Source organism: Streptomyces sp. BBFR25 (genome assembly GCF_044590125.1).
Classification (GTDB): domain Bacteria; phylum Actinomycetota; class Actinomycetes; order Streptomycetales; family Streptomycetaceae; genus Streptomyces; species Streptomyces canus_D.
Map to the genome: position 1 here is coordinate 437,168 of NZ_CP172447.1, position 23,665 is coordinate 460,832.

18 protein-coding genes are annotated in these 23,665 nt (G+C 69.5%); 5 read left to right on the forward strand and 13 right to left on the reverse strand.

The window, feature by feature from the left end:
* Positions 1–355: 355 nt before the first annotated feature.
* On the reverse strand, positions 356–502 hold the full coding sequence (locus ACGH52_RS01880) for a hypothetical protein (RefSeq protein WP_399947051.1): 147 nt from the start codon (positions 500–502) through the stop codon (positions 356–358).
* A gap of 489 nt (positions 503–991) precedes the next feature.
* On the opposite strand from ACGH52_RS01880, the gene ACGH52_RS01885 reads away from it, so the two are divergent.
* The gene (locus tag ACGH52_RS01885; protein WP_399937029.1) at positions 992–1,561 is read left to right on the forward strand and encodes a hypothetical protein; all 570 of its coding nucleotides are present in this window, start codon (positions 992–994) and stop codon (positions 1,559–1,561) included.
* A gap of 48 nt (positions 1,562–1,609) precedes the next feature.
* Here the strand turns inward: ACGH52_RS01885 and ACGH52_RS01890 are convergent, their stop codons facing one another.
* The 3 genes from ACGH52_RS01890 to ACGH52_RS01900 all read right to left on the reverse strand — a co-directional run bounded on the left by ACGH52_RS01890 (position 1,610) and on the right by ACGH52_RS01900 (position 3,747).
* The gene (locus ACGH52_RS01890) at positions 1,610–1,771 is read right to left on the reverse strand and encodes a hypothetical protein (protein WP_399937032.1); all 162 of its coding nucleotides are present in this window, start codon (positions 1,769–1,771) and stop codon (positions 1,610–1,612) included.
* Between the two features lie 105 nt (positions 1,772–1,876).
* The gene (locus tag ACGH52_RS01895) at positions 1,877–2,767 is read right to left on the reverse strand and encodes a hypothetical protein (RefSeq protein WP_399937035.1); all 891 of its coding nucleotides are present in this window, start codon (positions 2,765–2,767) and stop codon (positions 1,877–1,879) included.
* A 386-nt stretch (positions 2,768–3,153) separates the two neighbouring features.
* Complete coding sequence (locus ACGH52_RS01900; protein ID WP_399937038.1) at positions 3,154–3,747, reverse strand: hypothetical protein; 594 nt, start codon at positions 3,745–3,747, stop codon at positions 3,154–3,156.
* Between the two features lie 84 nt (positions 3,748–3,831).
* On the opposite strand from ACGH52_RS01900, the gene ACGH52_RS01905 reads away from it, so the two are divergent.
* The gene (locus ACGH52_RS01905) at positions 3,832–4,941 is read left to right on the forward strand and encodes an ISAs1 family transposase (protein ID WP_399937041.1); all 1,110 of its coding nucleotides are present in this window, start codon (positions 3,832–3,834) and stop codon (positions 4,939–4,941) included.
* Positions 4,942–5,129: 188 nt separating this feature from the next.
* Here the strand turns inward: ACGH52_RS01905 and ACGH52_RS01910 are convergent, their stop codons facing one another.
* The gene (locus ACGH52_RS01910; protein ID WP_399937044.1) at positions 5,130–5,933 is read right to left on the reverse strand and encodes an SDR family NAD(P)-dependent oxidoreductase; all 804 of its coding nucleotides are present in this window, start codon (positions 5,931–5,933) and stop codon (positions 5,130–5,132) included.
* A gap of 81 nt (positions 5,934–6,014) precedes the next feature.
* On the opposite strand from ACGH52_RS01910, the gene ACGH52_RS01915 reads away from it, so the two are divergent.
* Together ACGH52_RS01915 and ACGH52_RS01920 are read left to right on the forward strand one after the other, a co-directional pair.
* Positions 6,015–6,602 (forward strand): TetR/AcrR family transcriptional regulator, encoded by a 588-nt coding sequence (locus ACGH52_RS01915; protein ID WP_121704410.1) that lies wholly within the window; start codon positions 6,015–6,017, stop codon positions 6,600–6,602.
* A 127-nt stretch (positions 6,603–6,729) separates the two neighbouring features.
* A complete protein-coding gene (locus ACGH52_RS01920; protein ID WP_399937047.1) occupies positions 6,730–7,062 on the forward strand; it encodes a hypothetical protein in 333 nt (110 codons plus the stop codon).
* Positions 7,063–7,443: 381 nt separating this feature from the next.
* Here the strand turns inward: ACGH52_RS01920 and ACGH52_RS01925 are convergent, their stop codons facing one another.
* The 6 genes from ACGH52_RS01925 to ACGH52_RS01950 form a co-directional block, all read right to left on the reverse strand.
* On the reverse strand, positions 7,444–8,706 hold the full coding sequence (locus ACGH52_RS01925) for an SGNH/GDSL hydrolase family protein (RefSeq protein ID WP_399937049.1): 1,263 nt from the start codon (positions 8,704–8,706) through the stop codon (positions 7,444–7,446).
* 96 nt (positions 8,707–8,802) lie between these two features.
* Positions 8,803–9,309, reverse strand: a complete 507-nt coding sequence (locus ACGH52_RS01930; protein WP_121704420.1) for a carboxymuconolactone decarboxylase family protein — start codon at positions 9,307–9,309, stop codon at positions 8,803–8,805.
* A 470-nt stretch (positions 9,310–9,779) separates the two neighbouring features.
* Positions 9,780–10,679, reverse strand: coding sequence for a sigma-70 family RNA polymerase sigma factor (locus tag ACGH52_RS01935; RefSeq protein WP_399946603.1), 900 nt, complete (start codon positions 10,677–10,679; stop codon positions 9,780–9,782).
* A gap of 538 nt (positions 10,680–11,217) precedes the next feature.
* Positions 11,218–12,000 carry an oxidoreductase gene (locus ACGH52_RS01940; protein ID WP_210975026.1) on the reverse strand — a complete coding sequence of 261 codons (783 nt, stop codon included), beginning with the start codon at positions 11,998–12,000 and terminating at the stop codon, positions 11,218–11,220.
* Positions 12,001–12,078: 78 nt separating this feature from the next.
* Entirely contained in the window at positions 12,079–12,657 is a 579-nt protein-coding gene (locus tag ACGH52_RS01945) for a TetR/AcrR family transcriptional regulator (protein WP_399937052.1), read from the reverse strand.
* 113 nt (positions 12,658–12,770) lie between these two features.
* Complete coding sequence (locus tag ACGH52_RS01950) at positions 12,771–13,529, reverse strand: SDR family NAD(P)-dependent oxidoreductase (RefSeq protein ID WP_121704413.1); 759 nt, start codon at positions 13,527–13,529, stop codon at positions 12,771–12,773.
* A 151-nt stretch (positions 13,530–13,680) separates the two neighbouring features.
* Between ACGH52_RS01950 and ACGH52_RS01955 the strand changes: the two genes are divergently transcribed.
* Entirely contained in the window at positions 13,681–14,319 is a 639-nt protein-coding gene (locus ACGH52_RS01955; RefSeq protein ID WP_076977956.1) for a TetR/AcrR family transcriptional regulator, read from the forward strand.
* 189 nt (positions 14,320–14,508) lie between these two features.
* Here ACGH52_RS01955 and ACGH52_RS01960 read toward each other — a convergent pair whose 3' ends face one another.
* Positions 14,509–18,090, reverse strand: a complete 3,582-nt coding sequence (locus tag ACGH52_RS01960; protein ID WP_399937057.1) for a discoidin domain-containing protein — start codon at positions 18,088–18,090, stop codon at positions 14,509–14,511.
* A 913-nt stretch (positions 18,091–19,003) separates the two neighbouring features.
* Positions 19,004–23,644, reverse strand: coding sequence for a family 78 glycoside hydrolase catalytic domain (locus ACGH52_RS01965; RefSeq protein ID WP_399937059.1), 4,641 nt, complete (start codon positions 23,642–23,644; stop codon positions 19,004–19,006).
* Between the last annotated feature and the right edge of the window lie 21 nt (positions 23,645–23,665).

A 23,665-nucleotide genomic window follows, 5' to 3' on the forward strand; every position in this document is an offset into this window, starting at 1 on the left:
CTTCATCCCCGAGTCAAGAGGTCCGTGATCTTGTGCATGGTCGCTCTGCGCCAGCCGGTGGTGTCCTGTGGTGGACGGCCTGCTCATCTGATGCGTCTGGCCACTCGGAGCCGTCTAGTCAGTGAGGAGAAACTGAGCAACCGTACGGAGTTCGGTGTACTCGCGTGCGACTGCGTCAGCTCCTCGGCCTACGGCTCCGAGGGGCTGCTCCGGGTACTCGTCGGCTATTCGGACCGGTGCTGCGGTGCCAGGCGTGCGGTCCCGGATACGCGCAGCGATGACACGCGCGACGACAGGGTCGTCGCCGAGAACCTCCGCGCTGCCGGCGGCACGCTCCGCAACCGCCTCGCGGTCGCTACGATCGGGCATCGGGCGCGACCAGCCGGCTCATCGCTGTCTGGTCGTCGTCGGGGAGGCCATCGTCGGGCGGGCCAGGGGCGACCGCGCGGGCGCCGATCAACGTGAGAGCCGGGAACGCTGCCGAATGGTCGAGCACGGCCACCTCGGTGACCGTCCCGCCGACGCTGATCCCCGCCAGGTGCAGTTGGTCGATGCCGTATGCACCTACCGGTGTGCGGTGCTCCGGCGACCAGTTCCGGCGGCGAGTTCGTCACGACGACGTGAGCGGGCTTGCCGATCCCAGCGGAAAGCGCCCACGTGCGCAGGGCCTCGCCGCAGGTGTCCGGACCGTCGTCCGGGCCGGGGACGGACTCGGTGACGCGGTCGTCGATGGGGACGGCGATGTCAGCGATACTCCGGCTCATGTCGAGCCAGACCCGATACGCCGCACGAAGTCATCGCTCCGCGCACGAGGCGTACGGCCGCTGCCGGGAATGTGGTGACCTGCTCCCCCGATGTCCGGCGGCCCTGCCCCGCCGCGGAGTCCGCCTTTTGGGCTAGCCGCGGTAGCGGCATGGGCACGTGACGACGAGGGTGGGGAAAGCCCGGCGCGCGGCCGGCCCGTACCCCCCTTGGGCGAAGGAGCACTGTCATGTCCGGACGCAACACTGTCATCCGCAGCCTGCACGATGTAGGCCTGGCAGCGTGGTTCGGAGGTTCCCTGATGGGCGCGGTCGGCCTGAACGGGGCGGCACAGAACGAGGGCTCCACGGTCGCCGCCCGGGCCCGCATCGCCTCGGTCGGGTGGGCGAAGTGGGTTCCGGTCAACGCCGCGGCCATCGGCGCACACCTGTTCGGCGGAGGCGGTCTGCTGGCCGCCAATGCCCACCGGGTCTCCTCCCAGAAGGGCGTGGCCGCCTCCACCACGGCCAAGACGGTCATCACCGCGGCTGCGCTGGCCGCCACGGCGTACACCCGGGTCCTCGGCAAGAAGGTCGAGTTGGCTTCCTCCTCCACCCCGGAGGACACCGAGAAGGCCGCACACCACCCCGTCGACCTCCACACGGCCCGCCGTCACCTGGCCTGCGCGCAATGGACAGTGCCGGCCCTGACGGGTTGCCTGGTGGTGCTCAACGCCCTGCACGGCGAGCAGCAGCGTCCCCTTGAGCAGTTGCACGGCATGTGGAGGCACGCCCGCTCCGTCACCCCGTTCATGCAGTAGAGGACGATCGTCTCTACGTGGGGAGCGTTGCCCCCACTGACAGATCGGCTACAACGCGAGGAACCTGGACGGCGGTGGTCTCGGCGACATCGTCGCTCGGGCCGGGCCGGACGCGTTCAGGAGCCGGAACCACGAGGCGCGGCCGGTCTCCAGGGCCGCGACGCACGAGTCCGCCAGCCAGTTGGTCCAGGCGGTCGCCGTGCTCGCCACGCTGTACCTCCTGCTCGCCCGCCCCGCCGCAGACACGCACACTGAACGACGGCCACACAGCGACCCCGTCGGAGAGCTGCTGATGCCGGCCACAAGTCGAGGGCTTCACTCGATGAAGACCTTCACCGAGTCGGCGCTCCCGCCGTTTCGGTTGACGCCGATGAAGAAGTCGCTCCCAATGTGGGTGACATCTTCGATCTCGTCGGTCAGGTTGTTCCCCGGGATCCCGATATCGCTCTCCACGTCACCTCTGGACCAGTTGTACTGGTACACCCAGTTCCACCCGGTTTCGGGTGTTGAACTATTGATGGACTTGGTATTCCAGATGTAGTTCTCGGAGCAGTCAATGCCTTGGTCGGAACGATTGTCGTGACTCGTCAGATTGCTCTTCACCAGCGTCCAACCACTCGTCAGCGAACCGGCGCCGGGATGGGTCCACAGGTTGCCCAAGCGGCGGGCAGCATATTTGCCGGCTCCGTCGGCCGCTGTCGGGCTGTAGCAGAGACCGCTGATATTCCCGATGGGCAGATGGACTACCTCGCTCGCACCAACAGCTCCCGCCGAGTTCAGGTGAATGACCGTCACATCGTCGCTCGGGTACGCCGATTGACTTCCTTGAGCGGCAATCAAGACAGGGCCCTGGCCCAGATAGTTCGGATGGTAGGCGAGGTCGTTGCCGTGGCCGAGTGCGGGTATGGAGGTCGGTGCTCCGGCGCAGGTCCAACTGGCACCGTCCCAGGTTGACCCGTCACGCAACCATCTGGACAGGACCGGCTCCTCCCCGCCCGCCTTGGTGAAAATGATGTAGAGCTGGCCGCCCGGCCCCGCGACCATGCCTTGCATGACAGTGCGGCCTGCCCTGCATGCGCTGCTGTTCGGGATGTTCAGCCGTTCCGCCCCACTCCTGTCCGTAGCGGCGTAGGCGGACGTTGGCGTGGCAATGGCAATTCCGGTCAAGAGTGCCACTACGGACGCGAAGCTCAGTAGTTTCTTCACTCGGTGCCTCCCCTTTGTGGATAACGGGAGGAGGCTAGCATTTTCCGTGCATCCTGCATCCGAGATGGCGTCAACTTGCTGCACTGGCGATGGCTGTGACAGTCAGTCAGCGACGCATGCTGGGCCACATCCTTCAGGGGGCGTCGTCACCCCGCTCATCTTGACGGTCCCCAACGCTCCTTGGAACCGGCTCGACCTTGGTCAGTCGATGCCTTCGACGATGCGGGAGTCACGCTCGACGCCGCCGGAGAGGGCGACCAGGCCTCCTGGTGGGCCGCGCTCTCGCGCACCGCGACGGCCTACTCGAAGCTGTCCCCCCTCGGACGGGCGTCGGCGGGCGAGAGCGAGGCTTGTCAGCGTGGTGATAGCCATGGCGTCGATGCCGATCAGCGCCGCGGTGGTGTAGGCGCTGTAGTCGGGGAAAGTGTGGCCGGGCCGGTGCCCGCGGCGAGGCTCAGGCCACCGCCGATGGCGCTGCCCAAGGAATAGCCAGCGCTGCGCACGACGTAGTTGACGCTCATGTCGCTCGACGTCTCGGCCTTGGGGATGACGGCCAGGATTAGGCCGGGCATCGGGCCGGAGAGGCCGCCGACGCTGAAGCCGAGCACGCCCATCGACCACGAGCAGTTCGGCCGGGTCCGACCGGACTGCCACGAACAGGGCGAACCCGCCGCCGACCACGACGGCGCTGCCGGCCAGGAGCGGGGGCGGCGATCCGCCCTCCGGACCCGCGGCGTGAGCTTGCCGGCGACGAACCCAATCACCGAGAACGGGATGCGGACCAGTTCGACGACGAAGGTCGTCAGCCCGAAGCCGGAGCCGGAGCCGTGCGGCGTCTGCGCGTAGCGGGTGACGAGCGTGAGCAGGAGGTACATGCCGATACCGCCGACGAACCTGGCGAGGTTCCCCCCGGCGACCGCCGGGTGCCGCACCGCCCGCACATCGACCAGGGGCGACGTGCTGCGTACCTCGATGACCACCCAGAGACAGAGCAGACCGTGCCCGCCGACGCATCATCACCGATCCCGCCTGTCTTTGACCAACTCCGCCGGCATCCAGCGGTCGTGCCCCAGGACATCCCGGGCCTGCTGGAGCGGCTGGGCGAGGTGCCCGACCCGCGAGATCCCCGCGGCGTGCGACCCGCTCTGGTTGTCGTACTCGCGCTGACCGCGTGCGCGGTTCTGGCTGGAGCAACCGCCCTGCTGGCGGTCGGCGAGTGGATTGCTGGCGCCCCGCCCTCTGTTCTGGAACACCTTGGCGTACGGCCCGATCCGCTGTGCCCGAAGCGGTTCCTACCTGCGGAAACGACAGTACGGCGGCTGCTGGGCCGCATCGATGGTGACGCGCTGGACCAGGTGGTGGGCCGCTGGCTGGCCGACAGGCGCGCCTGCACTGACGGCCGGATGCGCGCGGTGGCGGTCGACGGCAAGAGCCTGCGCGGAGCGGCCAAGGCCAAGGGTCGGAAGATCCACCTGCTCACCGCCTGCGACCACGCCCGCGGCCTGGTCCTGGCCCAGCTCGACGTGGGCGAGAAGACCAACGAGATCACCTGCTTCCAGCCGCTGCTGGAGACCCTCGCCGACCTCGCAGTCGTGATCGTGACCAGCGACGCGATGCACACCCAGCGCGAGCACGCGGCATACCTTCGCGGCCGAGATGCGCACTACATCGTGATCGTGAAAGGGAATCAGGAGAAGCTCCGCAAGCAGCTCAAGTCTCTTCCGTGGAAGGAGATTCCGCCGCAGTCACGCACCCGCGACGCCGGGCACGGTCGGGGCGAGATCCGCCGGATCAAGGTGTGCACGGTGCACAACCTGCTCTTCCCCGGGGCTTGCCAAGCCCTCCAGCTCAAGCTCCGCCGAGTGGACCGCAAGACCGGCAAGATCAGCATCAAGACCGTCTACGCGGTCACCAGCCGCGCTGCCGAGCAAGCCACACCCGCCGAGCTCGCGAGATTGATCCGCGACCACTGGAAGGTCGAGGCCCTGCACCATGTCAGGGACGTCACGTTCGCCGAGGATACTTCCCAGTTGCGGACGGGTACCGCGCCTCGCGCCATGGCCACCTGGCGCAAGCTCGCCATCGGCGCCCTCCGCCTGGCCGGCAAGACGGACATCGCCTCCGCGTTGCGGCACAACGCCCGCCGACCGCCCGCCCTGCTCGGGCTCACATGATCAGAACTGGACATCACGACACTTCACCGAATCCCTGGCCCCCGCCGGGGATCCCTGATCGGCAGTCTTCCCCGGCTGTGCACACGGACGGATGTCGTTTGTCGATGCGTTCGGAAGGCACTTCAAGGTCCCGCTTCGTGATCAATGTCGATGAGTTCGGGGAGTCACTACGGCCTTCCCGCCCGTCGTCATGCTCCCTCGGCGGTGAGCCGGCCGATGGCCCGGATGACCTGCCGCCGGGTGGCCAGGCGGCGGGCGAGGAAGGCCATCACCCGGTTCATGCGGCCTGCGATGACGCTGGGCGGCGGGTTCCTGCGGTCCAAGGCGGCCAGCGCGGTGCGGACGACATCGACGGGCGAGGCGAGCCTGGTCCCTCCGGCGGCCTGTGTGGTACCCACGACGTCGAAGAACTCGGTCCGGGTCGCGCCGGGGGACAGGGCCAGCACCCGCAGACCGGTACCGCGTGACTCCTCCCACAGAGCCTCGGTGAGGCTGAGCACGAACGCCTTGGTCGCTCCGTAGAGCGCCATGCGCGGGTTGGGCTGGTAGGCGGCCATGCTCGCCACGTTGACCAGTACCCCGCGGCCCGCCGTACGCAGTTGGTCGATAAAGGCGCGGCTGATGTCGGCCACCGCGGTCACGTCGACCGCGATCTCCCGGCGCAGCCGTACCGGGTCCGCCTGGTGGAAGGGGCCGAAGGTGGCGAAGCCGGCGTTGTTGATCAGGCTCGTGACGTGCAGGCCGAGTTGTTCCATCTGCGCGGCCAGCGCCTGCCCGGGGTGGTCCGTGGCCAGGTCCATCTCCACCACGTGCACCTGGATTTGGTGCTGTCCGCGCAGCTCGGCGGCCAGCTTCTCCAGGCGTTCCTTGCGGCGGGCGACCAGCACCAGGTCGGAGCCGCGGGCGGCGAGCTGGCGGGCGAACTCTGCGCCGAGGCCCGCGCTGGCCCCCGTGATCAGTGTGGTCTGTCCGTGGTAGTCGACGGCTGGCATGGTCGCCTTCTTTCAGTCGCTGTCTTCCTGGCAGTTAATGCCAGGTAGGCGGTCGCTGTCCAGAGGGGTAGCCTGAAGTCCATGACGACCTTGTGGGAGCGTTCGCGGCAGGTCGCCGTCCAGGCGATCCTGGATACGGCGGTTCGTCTGTTCGCCCAGCAGGGCTACGAGCAGACGACGATCGCGCAGATCGCGCGGGAGGCGGGGATCTCGCAGCGCTCCCTATTCCGCTACTTCGGAACCAAGGAGGACCTGGTCTGCGGGGACCAGGAGGCGCTGGGCGAACTGCTGAAACGGACCGTCGAGCAGCAACCGGCCGAGATGTCCGCCTGGGATGCCCTACGCGCCGGATTCGAGGTCGTTCTGACCGCCAACCACCCCCCTGAGCGGGCGCTGGAGCTGTCCCGCCTCATCTTCGACACACCCTCGCTGCATGCCCGCTACATCGAGAAGCGACTGCGCTGGCAGGCCGAGCTCGTCCCCGTCATCCGGGCGCGGCTGGGCAACGGCCCCGGCCGCCCGGCACCCGACCCGCAGGCCAAGGCGATCGTCGCGACGGTCTTCGCCTGCGTCGACACGGCAACCGAACTCTGGGCCGGACATGACGGACGGCTCGACCTGGCAGACCTCTACGACCAGTGCCTCGCGGCGGTGCGGGGCCACGGCTGAGGCGCGTATCCCCGGCACACCTTCGGGCAGAACCCGACGTCACTCCGCGCGGTCGGCCGCAGCGGCTTGAAGCAGAGGACGCATGCGCCATCCGTAGCGTCAGCCCGCAATCGTCACGCGGAGCTGCATGTCACTTGGTGCCCTGTTCGTCAACGGCACCACAATCCACTCGCCGACCGTCGGCAGCGAGGTCGCTCTGGTCGGCACGACACAGCTCACCATGAACCGGGCGTCACGCAACTATGCCGCAGCCCTGGAGCAGCAGCACCGCGACGGCGACGAGGCCCGCCGCCACGGCGAGGTGCCGGCTCCACGGATTTCGTTCACCGGCGAGGAACAGCACCAGGACCAGCGCGCGGCAGCCAGGAGGAACCGCGCCTTTCACGTCCGGGCGGGCGGAGCGGCCTTCGGGGGCTTCGGGCACGGGAGCGCCATGCGGTCAGGAGGGCGGCGGCTGTGACGGCCAGGCCGAGGCCGTAGACGGTCCGTACCCCGCCGAGCTCGGCAATCAGTGCGGCCTGCGGGTAACCGACGCCGGCTCCGATGATCGAGATCTGGGCGACGACGGCTTCGGCAAGCCGCGAAGGGTGATCTGGCGCGACTCCTCACGCCGGGCGCGTCTCGTCTTCCGAGGGATCGCGGACGAATACAGGGTCCTCGACGGGAGTTGGGACCCCCGGCGGGTGGCAGCGCTGCTCGGACTGCAGCAGTCGCACGACCCCGCGGCCGCGGACACCACAGCCCGAGAAGGTGTGAACGTGCGCTTCAGACAGCGTCCGCGCGGCTTCGTCGGCCACCATCCAAGTCCGAACGGACCGGTCCCGTGCAGTCGGCCCGCGCCTCACTGTCCCAGGGCGGCCAGGTCGATGGCGTAGGCCATGGCCCGGTATCCGGAGGGATTGGGGTGGAGGTAGTCGCCCGTGTGCAGGCCCTCCCTGATGCTGCCGGTGCCATCGGGATCCAGGGCGCACGCGAGGTCGACGACGGCGTCGTACTCTCCGCTGGTTCTCATCCACTCATTGACCTGGGCGCGGACTGCCTCGCCCGCGGCGGACCAGCCGGCCGCACCCCGGTAGGGGGTGAGTGTGGCGCCGACGGCCCTGACTCCCCGGGCGTGGGCGGCGCGGATCAGCGCGCGGTGCCCGTCGATCAACTGCTGCACAGTGACCGGCGTGGCCTCACGGCCGGCGCCGCGCGCCGGGTCCTCGGTCTGCTGGATGTCGTTGACGCCCATCAGGACGATCACCGTGCCGACCCGGGGTTGGTCGAGGACGTCCCGCGCGAAGCGCGCGATACCGGCGTCACCGCCGAGGGCCGAGTCGGTCAGCAGTTTGTTGGAGCCGATGCCGGCGTTCAGGACCGGGCGGGGCCGGCCGGCGGCGAGCAGGCGTTGGGCGAGGAGGTCGGGGTAGCGGTCGTCGCCGTCGATGGTCGCACCGAACCCGTCGGTGAGGGAGTCACCGAAGGCAACGACCGCGCGGGGCAGGCGGTGCGTGCCGGAGATTTCGACGCCTTCGAGGTAGTACCAGGATCCGTAGGCCGGACGGACCGTGTCGGTGTAGGCGGTGGCAGACGGGTCGCGGTGGTGGTCACCGGCTGCCCGGTAGGTGGTGGCCATGGACAGCTGGTGGTAGGTGGCCGGGCCGGTGGCTTCTTGGAAGTAGAGGCTGATGGTGAGATGTTCGAACGGCTCGGTGGGCAGGGCCACCGGGTCGCTCACAGCGCGTCCCCTTGCGGGGATGGTGGCGGAGGGGGAGCCGGCGAAGCGCAGTGTGCGCATGGTGTCCGGGTGTACGGCTCCGGAGGCGGCGGTGCGGCCGATGGTGGCGCCAGTCAGGTGCAGGGGGGTGTGGCCGTAGGCGTTGGACAGCCGAATCCTGACCTGGGTGCCACCGGAATGGATGCGGACGACCTGCCGGAGCGACTGGTCGGTGAAGCCCTGCTCGGACCACGTCTCGAACCACGGTGCGGCGAAGGGCCGCATGACCGGGGTGGTCCATGCGCCGTGCCAGACGGCAAGGCCGGACGCAGGGGAACTGGCCTCGGAGGCTGGGGCGGGCGTGGCGTGTGTGAGCACGGGCGGGCTGTTTTCGGGTGAACTCATGGCTGGACGTTCTTCTTCCGGGGGTGGCTGGAGGATACGGGCAGGGAGGGCAGGCGGGCCCGGCGGCGATCCGGGCCCGCGAGGGCTGTGCCCAGGTCAGCCGGTCGTGGACGTGCGCCACTGCTCGGCCATGGAGACGCCGGGCAGCGGCTTCCCGATCAGTGCGAGGGGGATGAAGAAATTGACCTGCCCGATCGCCATGGCGAGGGTCACCAGCGCGGTGGCGTCGTAGTGCTCGGCCGCCCGCGCGTACAGGCCGTCCGGGACCCGCTGGTCGTGCCCACCGGGCGTGAGTACGGCTTCCACCAGCTCCAGTGCCACCCGCTCGGCCGGGCCGAAGTAGGGGGCGTCCTTCCAGGAGGCGACGGCGGCGATCTTCTCCTCCGGCACTCCCGCCCGGCGTGCGTTCGCGGTGTGCATCACCGTCAGGTAGGTGTTCTCGACCAGCTGCCCGGCACGCAGGTGGACCAGGGTGATGGTGCTCCGGGGCACCGCCCCGTTGCCGATGATCTTGAACAGGGCGGTGCTTACGTCGCCGAGTTCGGGGACCAACTGCTGCGGGTCGGAGAACCGGGAGGTGAGGGTGTCGAGGTTGTTGGTCATCGTGTCCACGGGGGGTTTCCCTTCGTCAGCGCGGGCTGTTCGCCAGCCGGCTTGATCGGCTCGTTCACCGCACTGACGACGTACGCGCGGCGAAGGTGACCGGCCGGCGCGGGTCTCTTTCGGCCGGTTGTCGTGAAGCAGGCGAAGTCGCGCTTGGCGCGCGGCCTGCTCGACACGCGACACTGCCCTGTCGCCGCACCCTGCCGCGCGCCGTCTCAAACCTCACCGCGGAGGCGGACGAGACCCGGTTCACCGAGGTGGTGAGCCGGCGCCGCGGCAGCAAGAGCGCGATTACCTCACGGTTCGCGCCCCTGACGGTCCGACCCGCGGGCAGGCAGTCCCTGGCAGCCGTCCCGGAAGCGGGTGGCGGCCGCAACCGGTGGGGCGGTGTCTTGCCTGCCCGGACCCCCTGGTCGAATGGCCGGACTGCCAGGGGACCCGCCGCGAGGGGCCACTGGCAGCGATTGAGGTCAGTCCTCGGCGGACGTAAGGTCGAGCCGGGCCAGCCGTGCGGGGTCGGACAGGATGTCGACAGCGGCGATCCTGCCACCGGTGACGGTGAAGCTCATGACCGACAGGGGCTGCCCGTCGAGGGTGTTCACCAAGCCGGCGAAGCCGTTGACCAGGACCGGGCGTGTGGTGGCGGCGGTCGCCATCCGCTGGAAGGTGTCGAGCTGCCCGGCCACCGCGGCGGCACCGCGGATCGTCCGCAGGCCACCGGTGAGTGCGCCGCCGTCCGCGCGCAGCACCACGTCGGGGTCGAGGAGCGCCAGTAGCGCGTCGAAGTCGCCGCCGCGGGCGGCGGCCAGGAACGCGTCCACCACACGCCGCCCGGTGGACCAGTCCGGTTCCGGAGGCGGCGTCGCGCCGCGGACCCGCAGCCGGGCCCGACTGGCCAGCTTTTTGGCCGTCGCGGGCGTGCGGTCGACGATCGGCGCGATCTCCTCGAACGACAGCCCGAACAGGTCGTGCAACACGAACGCCAGCCGCTCCGCCGGACTGAGTGACTCCAGCACCACCAGCAGAGCCAGCCCCACCGAGTCCGCCAGCAACGCCTGCTGCTCTGGATCGGCACCGTCCACACCGTCGCGGCTGATCACTGGATCGGGCAGCCGCTGCTCCAGCGGCTGTTCGCCGCGCCGCTTCCGCGCACGGAGCATGTCCAGACACACGCGGCCGACCACAGTCGTCAGCCAACCGCCGAGGTTGTCGATCCGGCGGTCGTCGGAACCCGACAACCGCAGCCATGTCTCCTGGATCGCGTCGTCCGCCTCAGCCAGGGAACCGAGCATGCGATACGCCACCGCACGAAGATGCGGCCGGTGCTCTTCGAACCGCATGGCCAGAAACTCAGGTGGATTCACGATCACAAACCTTTCCTCGACGGCATCGTCTCCCTGACGTACCGCACCCCCGAAAGGTGACGCCGCGCCCACAGGCCCCGTTGCCCGGCGAGGCTGCGCCCGTGTCCGGAAGGGGGACACCCGACCCGACGGCGAAGATGACCGCTCAGGGCGCGAAGGCTCTGAAGGTCGCGTCGACGAGCGAGTCGGCGTTTACCGGGGTCAGCGAACCGCTGCGGTGCTGCCACCGCTGGAAGAGCGGGGCGTAGAGGAGTCCAAGGAAAGGTCGAGGTTGGCCTGGGGACCGAGCCGGCCGGCCTCCTGGGCGCTGCGCAGGCGCTTCTTTCCACAAGCTGACCCGCGCACTCAACACCGAGATCGCCAACGACGCAGGACGGGGCGGAGAGCTCGCGTGCCGTGGCACGCATGACCAGTTTGAGGTCGGTGGCGAGGTCGCCCCTGTCCGGCAGCGTGACCGACTGCCCGTCGGCGCCCTCGCCCAGAGCGAGAAGGGCATCCGCTGGGGCGGACGTCTCCTCGCCGCCCCAGCGCGCCAGTCGTCGTCTCACACCGTCTTGATGCCGCCACCCTCAACGACGTAATCAGCGCCGGTCACGCTTGCCGCGCGGTCCGAGACGAGAAACGCGACGACGGCCGCGACCTCGTCGGCCTCAACCATGCGGCCAGTGGTCATACCCATCGCCGCGGGCACCCCGGCCAGGAAGTCGCGGTGCCCGACACCGTTCGCCTCCGCGAGGCGGGCACCGAAGCCTTCGGCGTCCTCCCACATACCGGTACGCGTCGGACCGGGAGAGACGGTGTTTACACGCACACCCTGAGGGCCGAACTCCTCGGAGAGCGCCTTACCGAACGCGTTCAGACCCGCCTTCGCGACGCCGTACTCGATCGGGCCCGTGCCCGGCAGGCGGGCACTCATCGACGAGATGTTCACCACCGAACCGCGGCGCTCCAAGATGCTCGGAAGCAGCCGACGGGTGACCCGGACCGTGCCGAACAGGTTGACCTCGAAGCTCTGCGCCCACAAGGCGTCGTCGGTCGCGAGGAACCCGTTCAGGGTAAAAGTGTCACCCCCGCCCAGATTGTTGACCAGAATGTCCACGCTGCCGAGTTCCACGAGCGCCTGCGCCCCCAACTCGTCGGCACCTTCCGGCGTGCTCAGGTCGACCGAGACCGGATGGGCGCCGGCCTCCTTCAGCTCGGGCGTGATCGTGCGTGCCGCACCCATCACGCGGACCCCCTCGGCGACGAGCTGCCGTGTGATCGCGAGGCCCACGCCTCGGGTGGCCCCAGTGACGACCGCGGTCTTCCCGGCGAGATCGAGCTCCATGTCAGACCCCTTGAACATATTTGAATTACAGGTACAAAATTAGGCCGCAAAAGGGCGGCGACGACCAGCGGTGCCTGACTACAGCGACCCCATCGCCGCGTCCACGACCCGCCTCAACTGCGTGGCATCCTCGGCGGTCTTCGCCAGCACCCGCATGCCGACGACTGTCGCGAGCAGCCAGGCGGCCGTCGCCGCCGCGTCGCGGTCACCGGCGATCTCGCCGGCCCGCTGACCTTCCTCAACGGTCGCCCGGAACGCACTCTCCGTACGCGCGAACATCTTGCGCACCGTGTCCGTCGTCTCAGCGTCCGAAGTAGCCAACTCGGCGGCGGTGTTGACCGCCATGCAGCCGCGCCGGTCCGGGTCGCTCAGATCGAGCTCGACCAGCGCCTCCAGCGCACCCCGCAGTCGATCCTTCGCTGAACCGGGGTGATCGAGAAGCGCCTCCAGCCACGCGGCCTGTGAATCGCGGTAGCGCATAAGCGCCCGCTCGAACAAGGCATGCTTACTGCCGAAGGTGTTGTACAGACTGCCCTTGCCAATGCCGATCTCATCCACGAGGTCCTGCGGCGTCGTCGCGGCGTACCCCTTGCGCCAGAACACGCCCATCGCGCGCTCCACCGCCACATCCGGATCGAACTGCTTCGGCCTGCCCATGGCGCCACCGTAACACCCATTTTTGACCTTGAGGTCAAAAGAACGTTACTCCTCGACGCCCGCCGCCGACACATCCGGGGTGCCGGCCCGGGAAAGGTTTCCGGTCAAAGCACTTAGAGCAGGGCGCCTCCAGAGACTTCGAGGCGCTGGGCCGTGACCCAGCGCAGGCTGTCGGAGGCGAGGGTGGCGATCGCGTCGCCGATCTCGGCGGGTTCGCCGACGCGGCCCAGTGCGGTCTGCGCCGCCAGCGCCGCTCGCATGTCGGTGTCATCACGCATGGCGCCGCCGTTGAAGTCGGTGGCGGTCGGCCCCGGGGCGATGGAGTTGACCCGGATGCCGCGCGGACCCAGTTCCGCGGCAAGGGTGCGGCTGAGTGCCTCGATGGCGGCCTTGGACGCCGAGTAGACGGCGGTGGCAGGACTGGTGTGGCGGGTCAGGGAACTGGAGACGTTGATGACGCCGGCAGGGTCGGCGAGCAGCGGGAGCAGCGCCTGGATGAGGAAGAACGTGCCGCGCACGTTGGTTTCCATCATCGCGTCGAAGTCCGAGACGCTGACCTGCTCCAGGGGACCGAAGATCCCCACCCCGGCGTTGTTGACCAGGATGTCGAGCCACTCGGCGTCCCAGAGCCGCAGGTGCTCGCCGAGCTGAGCCGCAAAGGCGGGGAACGAAGCGACGTCACTGATGTCCAGGCGCAGCGCGAGAGCGGCGGACCCGGCTGCCCGCACCGCCTCAACCGTCTCCCGCGCCCCCGCCTCGTCGCCGCGGTGTGTGACGACCACCCTGACCCCACGCTGCGCCAGCGCCACCGCCGTACTGCGGCCCAGCCCTCGGTTGGCACCGGTCACCAGCGCGATCTTCCTGCTGTCCATGCAACTGCTCCTCGGGCGAAAAGGGGGAAACAGACCGCCGGGCTCAGTGCCGAGCGGCGGACTGCGAGTCGACCGACTCGCCTTTTTCACCGTAGAGCCGCCCTAGAGGCGAGTCAAGTGACTCGCCTCGCCGTAGGGGCATACTGTCCCCATGGCAGAAGGACTCTCCGACCACCACCGACGGCTGGCTCAGCAGAAGCGGGAAGCGATCACCTCGTCCGCCACCGCACTGTTCCTGGAGCGCGGATACGGCGGGACGTCTCTGGCCCGGATCGCAGAGGCGGCCGGGGTGTCGAAATCGACGCTGTTCAAGCAGTTCCCGACCAAGGCGGCCCTCTTCGAGGCCATCGTGATCGAGTCCTGGCAGCAGGGGGCCGGCCAGGCACCGGTCCGGCCACCGGCAGGCGACCTGCGTGCGGGACTGGCGGTCATCGGCCGCCAGTACGCCGAGCTGATGAGCCGACCCGGCATGACGGCCCTGTTCAGGATTGTGATCGCCGAGCTGCCGCGCCTGCCCGAGCTGGGCAGGATGCAGTTCCAGCTGGGCAAGCTGCCCTACTTCGACTCCGTGCGGCTCTACCTGCAGGCCGAGCACGAGGCCGGCACCGCCCGCGTGCCCGATGCGGAGAGTGCCGCGAACCAGTTCCTCGGCATGATCGCCAACTTCGTCCTGTGGCCCCGGATGCTGCTCAACGACTGGGACCCTGCCGCGCGGGAGACGGGCTACGCCGTCGACGAGGCCGTGGAGACGATGCTCGCCCGGTACGGCACCGGCCGCCAGAAGCCGTGAACCCGAGCGCCTCCAAGTGTGCTGGCCACCGGTAGCCACCACTGGGCGGCGCCGAGCGTCAGCCGGCTCACGCATCGCGATAGTGACACCCTGGCCCGGCTCGGCCGTCGAGAGGGTGTCCCGGTGCTCGCGACGGCCGACCGCGGCTCGATGCGGCGGTCGGCCGTCGTCACACCCGCGGCCGGGACCCTAGCGACTCGACGCGCGCGCGGTGCGGTATCCCTGTGCCGTCACCATCAGCTCGCCCGGCAGCGCACGCTGTGGGCAGGAGACGGTCACTTCGCGCTCGTCACCGGGCAGCAGCCACAGGTAGTTGTCCGAGTAGAGGGCGGGCAGGACGCGGTTGCCGGTGCGGCGGTCGCGCAGAGCGAGCCGGACCATCGGCGCGACGGAGCGTCCCTTGTTGCGGACCGTCACAGTGACGCTGACACGGCCGTTCCGTCGCGAGAGGCGACCTCGGGACACGTCCAGTTCGGTCCGGGCCAGGTCGTTGAGTGCCTGGAGGTCCCTCGCCTGCCCGTAGCGCCAGTACATGTTCTCCGACAGGCGGTCACCGGCCGCGTCGTACAGCCGCAGGCGTACCAAGTGCAGCGGGTGGTCACCGTCCGGCGCGGGTACGGTGAAGGCCGCCGCGGTCGACGCGGCGGGTATGTCCACCGTCTTGTGCTGCGTGTCTCCCAGCCGCTGTCCCGTGAGGTCGAACACCTCGGCCCGGATCTCGGCGCCGCGCACCGCCTCGCGCGTGTGGTTGACGGCGATGACGCTCCAGTCCCTCGGATCGGCCTGCACATGGTGCGGTTCGCTGCCCGAACGGGCTCCGTAGTACGTGCCGTTGACGTCCAGGTCGTAGTCGTAGGTCTGCCATACGGTGCTGTGCCAGGCCGGGTTGGACATCCACAGCAGCAGACCGCTGGCGTCGTTCCACAGGTGGGCGTTCCATGCCTCGAAGATGGCCCGCATCGACTCGAAGTTGACGAACTGGGCCTTCACGCAGAACTCGGCCAACGAGGAGGATTCGCCGAGGCGTTCGTCGATGGCGGCCTTGTAGCTCTGAGGGTTCTGGCCGCCGCGTTCCAGCCAGTCGTGGTGGTTCCACACCAGGCCGATGGGCCATTCCTTCTCGCCGCCGGCCATGTTGCGCATGCTCTCCTCGACCGAGACCGTAGGGATCCCGATTTCGGTGTGGAAGCCGAAGGTGCCGTGCGCGTACAGACCCGGGTCGTAGTACCGCGTCGGGTCGACCCATGCGTACGGTCCACTGCCACTGACGGTGCCGGCCGCCGAGTTGCTGATGTACGTCACGCCCGGGTGTTCCTCGGCGACGGCCTTGCGGACACCGGCGTCGATCTCTCCCGACGGGGTGCCTTCGTTGGCACCGCACCAGACCACGATGGACGGGTGTGAGCGGTAGCGGCGGACGGTGTCGCGAGCCTGGTCGAGGTAGAGAGCGTGATGCGGCGGGTCGAGGAACCAGGCGTTCCAGAAGTCGTTCCACACCAGCAGCCCGTGCTCGTCGCAGCGGGCATAGAACTCCTCTCGGTTGCTGCTGCCGATCCAGTTGCGGATCATCGTGAAGTTCATGTCGCGGTGCATCCCGACGACGGCCTCCATCCGGCCGTCGCCCATGCGGCGCAGCAGTTCGTCCCAGCCCCAGTTGCCGCCGCGGCACATGACGCGTATGCCGTTGACGCTGATCTGGAGTTGGTGCGGCTGGTTGTCGACGGCCTTCACGTCCGTCCAGGTTCGGCCGTCGTCGGACACCTGCACGGTGAAGGTGAGCGCGTATGCCGTCTCCCACACCAGGGTGACCCGGTCGAAGTCCTTCGTCGCGCCGAGGTCGACGCTGATCCACTGGTCATCGGCGTACGCCGATGACCAGCGGGTGTTGTCGTCTCCGTCCACGGCCGCCGCGGCGGCGTTGGTCGCGTTGTCGGTGGAGGATGCGGTGGCGGTGGCGTGCAGCGCGAGGTCCGTGTCCGAGTGGGCGCTGTCGGTGACGGACAGGCGCCACAGCGAGGCGCCGTAGCCGGTGGCACGGCGGCCTGTCCTGATCCGCACCCAGCGGGCGTGCTGTACCCCGATCTCGACTGCTTGCTCGAAACGGTTGCTGCCGGGTTCGAACTCGACCGGGTTCTCGGACGCGTAGTCGAACTGGCGCAGGCCGACGCGGAGAGTACGCGTGTCACTCTCGTGGCGGCCTGTGGTGGTGGTGACGGCCAGGTCGTGCAGGGTGGGGGCGCCGTATCCGTTGGGCCACCACAGTTCGGGGTTCTTCAGCCTCAGGGCGGGGAAGGTTTTCGGCGTGAAGCGCACGTCGACGCTCTTGTCGGCGTCGATCTCGACCTCCTGGCTGACGCGGACCGGGCCGAGCCGGGCCGTGACCGTTACGGTCTTGGGCTCCGACGACGTGTTGCGCACGGGCACGGTGACGGTGACATCGGCGCGCGATCGGTCCGGCAGGGCGGGCAGGGTCGTTTCCACGAAGGGGTCACCGATGACGGCATCGCCGGTGGCGCGGAGTCGGACGTGGTTCCAGATGCCCATGACACGGTCGCGGACGGCCGGCATCCAGTCCCAGCCGGTCACCGCCAGATAGGTGGGGCCGTTGCGCATCATCGTGTCGGAGCCGGCGTCTGCGTAGGAGTATCCGTCGGCGCCGCGGTCGCCGGGGCTGCCGGGGAACGGCATCGGCGCGATCCGAACGGCGAGGACGTGCCGGCCGCCTGCGTGAAGCCGGTCGGTCACGTCGAACACCCCACGGGCCGTGGGGTGTTCCAGCTCGCCCAGTTTCGTGCCGTCGAGCCAGATCTCGGCCTTGTGCTGGATGCCGTCCATTTCGAGCCGGACCCGGTCCTTGCCCTTGGCCCGGAATCCGCGCGGCACGGTGAACACCCGCCGGTACCACCAGGCCGACCTGCCGAGTGCCTCGGGGATCTGGAGGTTGTCCATGCCCTTCACCGGGTCGGGCAGGTGGCCCTCGGCGACCAGGGAGGCGAGAACGGTTCCCGGGACCCGAGCGCGCAGCCAGTGGTCGGTGTCCACGTCGTCCGAAGACAGGCGCGCCCCGTCGTCGGATCCGGCGAACTCCTCAAGGGTCAGGTTCCAGCCGGACTCGATCGGCACGGTGCCGTCATCCGCGACCTTCAAGGCGGGCACGGGGCGGGCCCCGCTCGACCACTCGGTCCAGCCCTCGGCCGTGCGGCGCCTGCCCTGCGCCGTGCCGTGCACCTGGAAGGAGTTGAGGCCGAGCGGGTTGGCGTTGGACAGGCCGGTGCCCACCATGCGGACCCAGCGGGTGGTGACGGGTTCGTCCAGGCGCACTTCGACGGTGCCGCCCTTCCCGGTAGCACCCTCGTGCACCTGCTTCCAGGTGGTGCCGTCCTGCGACACCTCGATACGGAAGGTCTTGGCGTAGCTGGACATGACCTCCCAGCCGGTTGTTCCGGCGTGCGGATTGACGCCCGAGGACGGCTTGAAGACGGTATCGCCCTCGGTGGCCTCGAAGACCAGGACAACCGCAGTGACACGGCAGGGGCCCTCCAGGTCGACGGCCACCCACTGGGGCTCCTCGGTGTCCGCCGCGCGCCAGCCGCTGCCGGTGACGCCGGCCCGGTCCAGACGGTCGGTGACGAAGTGCGCGGGCGTTGGCGCGTAGGCGGTTGAGGAGACCCGCACGGGTCGGTGGAGCGCGAGGTCGGAGGACGCGGCGGTTTCGGCGTCGGCGGCGGACGCGGCGAAGGCGCGGCCCGGCAGCGCGCCTGCCAGAGACACGCTCGCCAGGACCGTGCCCGAAGTGGTGAGGAAGCGACGCCTTGACGGGGCCCCTCCCGGGGTTGTGACAGCCACTTGGTCGTCGTGCATGTGTGCTCCAGGTGAGTAGGGGGCGCCGTTCGGCGTGCGGACTCCGGCCCGCCAGCTGCGAAGGCTTGCAGTTCCGGCAGGTTCTGCGCGTTGTTCTGCCGGGGTGAGCAAGATCTGGTCGACGTCGGAGACGACAACGCTCGCGTGCGCCGCGGCCTCGCTCTCATGACGGCCCGGGTAGTGCAGGGCGTTCGCGCCGGTGAAACCCGCGTTCACCTTGGCCGCGTAAGCCCGGTCAGGCCCGTCCTCAACGACCGTGCGCAGGCCGGGCCCGCCGGAACCCGGCTGCACCACGCCGGATACGGCGCCGGGTTCCCTTCGACGGCCACGTCGCCCGACTCGAACGAGGAGCGCCAACTGGTCACCGGTTTCGCGGACACTGCCGACGGCAGCGCCGCCGCGTCCACGGCACCGCCGACGGCCACGGACAGCACGACGAGTCCGGTCGGCCGTCTGAGGCGCGAACGTCGCCGGCGTGGCCGCCAGGAGTGCGCTGACATGGAGAACTCCTTTCGGACACGCCTGGACGACACACCTGACAACGTTGTCGCGAAGATGGGATCCTCAGTGTTCTTGTGGCTTCAAGAGGAGTCAAGGGGTATGCGGCAGCGGAATGTGGCCGTCAACCGATGGGTGCGCCGCCCGCATTGGGCTCGCCGGTGCGCACTTCACTGATGGTCCCGGACGCCAGGATCGCGGCGGCGGAGCCCGCCGCGCCCGGTGGCGGCCAGGGCGCACAGACGGGTGCGTCCTGGCCGCGCTCTTCGGCCGGGAGACCCGCGGTGGCGTCAGGCGCGTTGCACGACCGCGGCCACCAGCGGCTTCAGCCGACCGGCAGCACCCAGACCTCGGCGATCGAGGGATCGTAGTCGGCGCCGGTGTCCTGGAAGCGGAGTCGCACGGTGCCGTCCGACGTGCTCGCGGAGGGGGCCACGACGAATTGGTGGGTGATGGTGCCCTGTCCCCCCTCGCTTCGGGTCAGATCGACGCTGTGCGCGACCTCACCGTCGATCTTGACGTCGTAGGTCTTGTGCCGGGCGCCGTCGAAGGTCTCGACGATGCGGACCACGAAGCGATCGTCGGTCGGTACGGCGGCGTCGAACTCGAACCAGCCGCCCGGGTAGGAGGAGTGGGTGTAGCGCCGTGTCAGCCCGGCCTCGACGTTCGTCCCCGAGTGCTCCGACGCCGTCAGGCCGTGGGCGGACTCCGACGCGCCGTCGCCGAGGTCGACGCGATCGGTGGACTCCGTGGGCGGGGTGCGCAGCCCGACCGCGATCGTGCCGGTCACCCGCTCCGCCGCGGTCGGGCCGGTCGCCACGGTGACCTTGGCCGTCCGTCCGACGACGGTGAGCGGCACCGTCACGGCGTCCTGGACGGTCCTCTTCTCTCCCGGATCCAGGCGGTAGGCGACCGGGTCCGGAGTGGACCACCCGTCCGGAAGGCCGAGGGTGACCTTGCCGGACTGCACCACGTCGGTGCGATTGGCCAGGACGGTGCTGACGGTGACCTTCTCCCCGGCGCCGACCGGGTCGGGCGAGGTGGAGACGCTGTCGATGGCGACGCCGGGGGCGACCATCAGTGCCGCTGACAGCGGTAGCGTCGCGGTCCCTGGGCCGTACCGGTAGGACACCGAGCCGGTGAGGTCGGCCGTGGAGGCCGCCGCATCCGTCGAAACGGTGACGTCGTAGGCGTGTTCGAGCGTGCTGCCCGCGCCCGCGGTGGACTTGTGGGTGCCCGCGGACTTCACCGTCCAGCCTGCCGGTGCCCGCAGCGAGGAATCGACGCCCGCCAGCGAGCGCTTGCCAGTGTTCTTCAGTGCCACCTTCACGCGCACGACGTCGCCGGGAAGGATCTCGTCGGCCGGCACGTCCAGCGTGGCCACGGCCCCGACCAGGCTGGAGGAGGCCCTTGAGAGGCTTCGCTCGATACCGGCCAGTGACTCGCGCAGCGCTTCTGCCGCCGCCTCGTCGATCGTGCCCCGCTCGGCGTACGTCCGCGTCCACCGGTCGAGGTCCTCGGCGCGGGCGAGCGCGCGGTGCACCGCTGCGGCGGTCAGCTGCTCCTTCGCGGCCAGGCCCCGCAGCCGCCACGCGCCCCCGAGCTCTTTCCGCATCAGTCCGGCTCCCGACTGCAGGTGCCGCTTCGCGCTCTCGCCGAGACCGTGTACGTCCAGGCCGTCGACGTCGCCGGCGAACGCGGCCGCCTGTGCCTGGGCGGACCCCAGGTCCCCGAGTACCGAGTCGACCGCGAAGGCGTAGTCCCCCGAGCCGACCTCCAGCACCACGTCCCCGTCGGCCTCCTCGACGTACCGCACGCCGTCGACCTCGCCGATCGGCCTGCCGCCCTCGGTGACCGCCCAGCGGTTCGCCGCCGGGATGTGCACCTCGGCGGTGGTGTTCGCCGGCACGGTCACGTCGAGCGTCATCGGCCCGGCCTTCGTGTCCCACGCGCTGCGCACCGTGCCGTACGGCGTCTCGTGGCTGAAGTCGACGTGGTCGATGCCCTCACCGGGCTCGGGGTCGATCAGCACCTTCCGGTAGCCCGGCTCGGCCGCCGAGACGCCTGCCATCGTCCGGTACATCCACTCACCGACCGCGCCGTACGCGTAGTGGTTGAACGAGTTCATCCCCACGTCGTTGAAGGACCCGTCGGGGTTGATGGAGTTCCACCGCTCCCAGACCGTGGTCGCGCCCTTCCCGATCTCGTAGCCCCAGGACGGGTAGTCCTCGTGCTGCAACAGGCGGTAGGCGATGTCGGAGCGACCGGCCTGGGTGAGCGCAGGCAGCAGCCCGTCGACACCGAGGAAGCCGGTCGACAGGTGGTAGTCGCGCCGCTCGAGGGTCTGGACGAACCGGTCCACGACCGCGTCGCGCCGGTCTGCAGGCACGAGGTCGTTGGTCAGTGTCAGGATGTACGACGTCTGGCTGTCGCCCTTCACGGTGCCGTCGGCGCCGATGAACGCCGCCTGGTACGCCGACCGGATCGCCTCGTGGCGCCGCTGGTACGCCGCCGCATCGTCGTCCCGTCCGATGGCCGCCGCCATCTGGGCGAACTCGCGCGTGCTCTTGGCGACGAACGCGGTGTCCAGCACGTCGGCCGGGGTCTGGTCGTCGAGGTTGAGCCAGTCGAGGTAGCCGCCGGCGGAGCGGATGTGGCCGGTGGAGTCGGCGTCGAGGAAGTCCACGTACCGCTTCATCATGTCGTAGTTCTCGCGGATGACCTCGGTGTCGCCGTACGCCTGCCACAGCGTCCACGGCACGTGCACGCCGGCGTCCATCCAGCCGGCCGACTCGTAGCCGCCGTCGAAGCGACCGGGCACCACCGGGGCGACGCCGGGCAGCGAGCCGTTGGGCCGCTGGGTGTCGCGCAGGTCCTGCAGCCACTTGGTCAGGAAGGACTGCGCGTCCATGTTGTAGACGGCGGTACGGGCGAAGACGTTGATGTCGCCGGTCCAGCCCATCCGCTCGTCGCGCGCCGGGGTGTCCGTCGGGATCGAGAGGAAGTTGCCGCGCATGCCCCAGACGATGTTGCGGTGGAGCTGGTCCACCAGGTCGGAGTTGGTGTCGAGGGTGCTGGTGAGGTCGCCGTCGGTACCGACGACGACACCGACCAGGTCCTCGGCCGCCGGGGCCTCGTCGACGCCGGAGATCTCGACGTACCGGAACCCGTGGAAGGTGAACGACGGCTCGAACGTCTCCGGCTTGTCCGTGGCGAAGGTGTAGTGGTCGGTCGCCTTGGCGCTGCGCAGGTTCGCGGTGTAGAGCGTGCCGTCGGGGTTGAGCACCTCACCGTGCCGGACCTTCACCGTCCGGCCCGGCTCGCCCTTCAGGGTCAGCCGCATGTGGCCGACCATGTTCTGTCCGAGGTCGTAGAGGTACACGCCGTCGGTCGGCGAGTGGATCCGTTTCGCGGTCTTCAGCTGCTCGGTGACACGCACGTCGACCGCGGTCTGGGGCTCGAGTACGTTCGTCGGCTCGTCGCGGACGTGCGCCGCGGCCCAGCCCGCGTCGTCGAATCCGGGCTCGTCCCAACCGTCGACCTTCTCGGCCACCCGCGCGTCGTAGGACTCGCCGTCGAGCAGATCTGCCTCGCGGGTCGGGCCGTCGGCGGTGGTCCATGTGTCGTCGGTGCGCAGGACGGTGCTGGTGCCGTCGGTGAACTCGACCAGCATCTCGGCGATCACCGAGTTGTCCTGGCCGTAGACGCCGGTGCCGAACATCGCGACCTTGCCGGAGTACCAGCCCGGTGCGACCTCGGCGCCGAGCACATTGGCCCCGTCGCGCACCTGCTCGGTGACATCGTAGGTCTGGTAGTCGATGCGTTTGTCGTACGCCGTCCAGCCGGGGGCGAGTTCGGCGTCGCCCACCCGCTCGCCGTTGAGCCGCAGCTCGTAGACGCCGCGTGCCGACGCGTAGACGCGCGCCCGGGCCACCTCCTTGTCGCCGAGGTCGAACTCCTTGCGCAGCAGCGGGACGGCCTGCTCACGGCGCAACCAGGCTTCGCCGCCCGTGTTGTCGACGCGCAGGCCGTCGGCGGTCACGGTGCCGGCCGCGAAGGTGCGGTCGTCGGCCGGGAAGTCGGTGTCGACGAGGACCGTGCCGTCCTCGCTGGTGACCGTGACGTCGTGGACCAGGCCGTGCTCCGCGCCGCTGGTGCGGAAGCCCATGGTGCCGGGTCCGCCGAACGTCGCGACGGTGCGCCGGTCCAGTTGCTCACCGTCGACGACGGTGGTGATCGTGTCGCCGTCGACGGCTATCGCGTAGTCGTGCTCGGCGGCGAAGTCGAACCCGGCCGGGAACGGCGTCTCCTGGAGGGTCGAGTAGCCGCCGTCGCGTTTCACGTGCGGGCGCAGCGCCTTCTGGGCGTCGCTGATCTGCCACATGTAGGCGTTCTCTGTGTCCTGGCCGCGGACGTAGACGCCGAGCGCACCGCTGATGTCCGAGGCGGTGAACTCGACTGTGTAGTCGGTCCACTTGGTGCCCAACTCGCGGGTGTCCGCACCGATCCACTCGGCGGTCCACGGCCGGTCGCCCAGACCGGTGCCGAACCGGGCGGGCTCGCTCCACGGGGAGGTGTTGCCCTGGCCGTCCCACACCCGGACGGACCAGACGTAGTCCGTGCGCGGCTTCAGCGCGGGGCCGCCGTAACGGACGCCCAGCGACTGGCGGGTGGAGACCTTGCCGCTGTCCCAGACGTCGGGGTCGCGGAGCCGGTCGGCCGAGGAGGCGACGTGGATCTCGTAGGCACGCTGGGTGACACCGCGGCGCGGGGAGTCAAGCTGCCAGCCGAGGGTCGGAGCCGTCAGCGCTGTGCCGAGGGGGTCGTCCAGGGCGTTGGTGGTCAGGTCGCCGACGCTCAGGGCGGGGACGGCGGAGGAGGCGGGCGGGCTCGCTGCCGTCGCGGCCGCGGGTTCCCCCGCGACGACGACCAATGCAGCAACCAGGGCAGCAGTCAGCTGACGCACAGGCGCTCCTCAAGTGAGAGT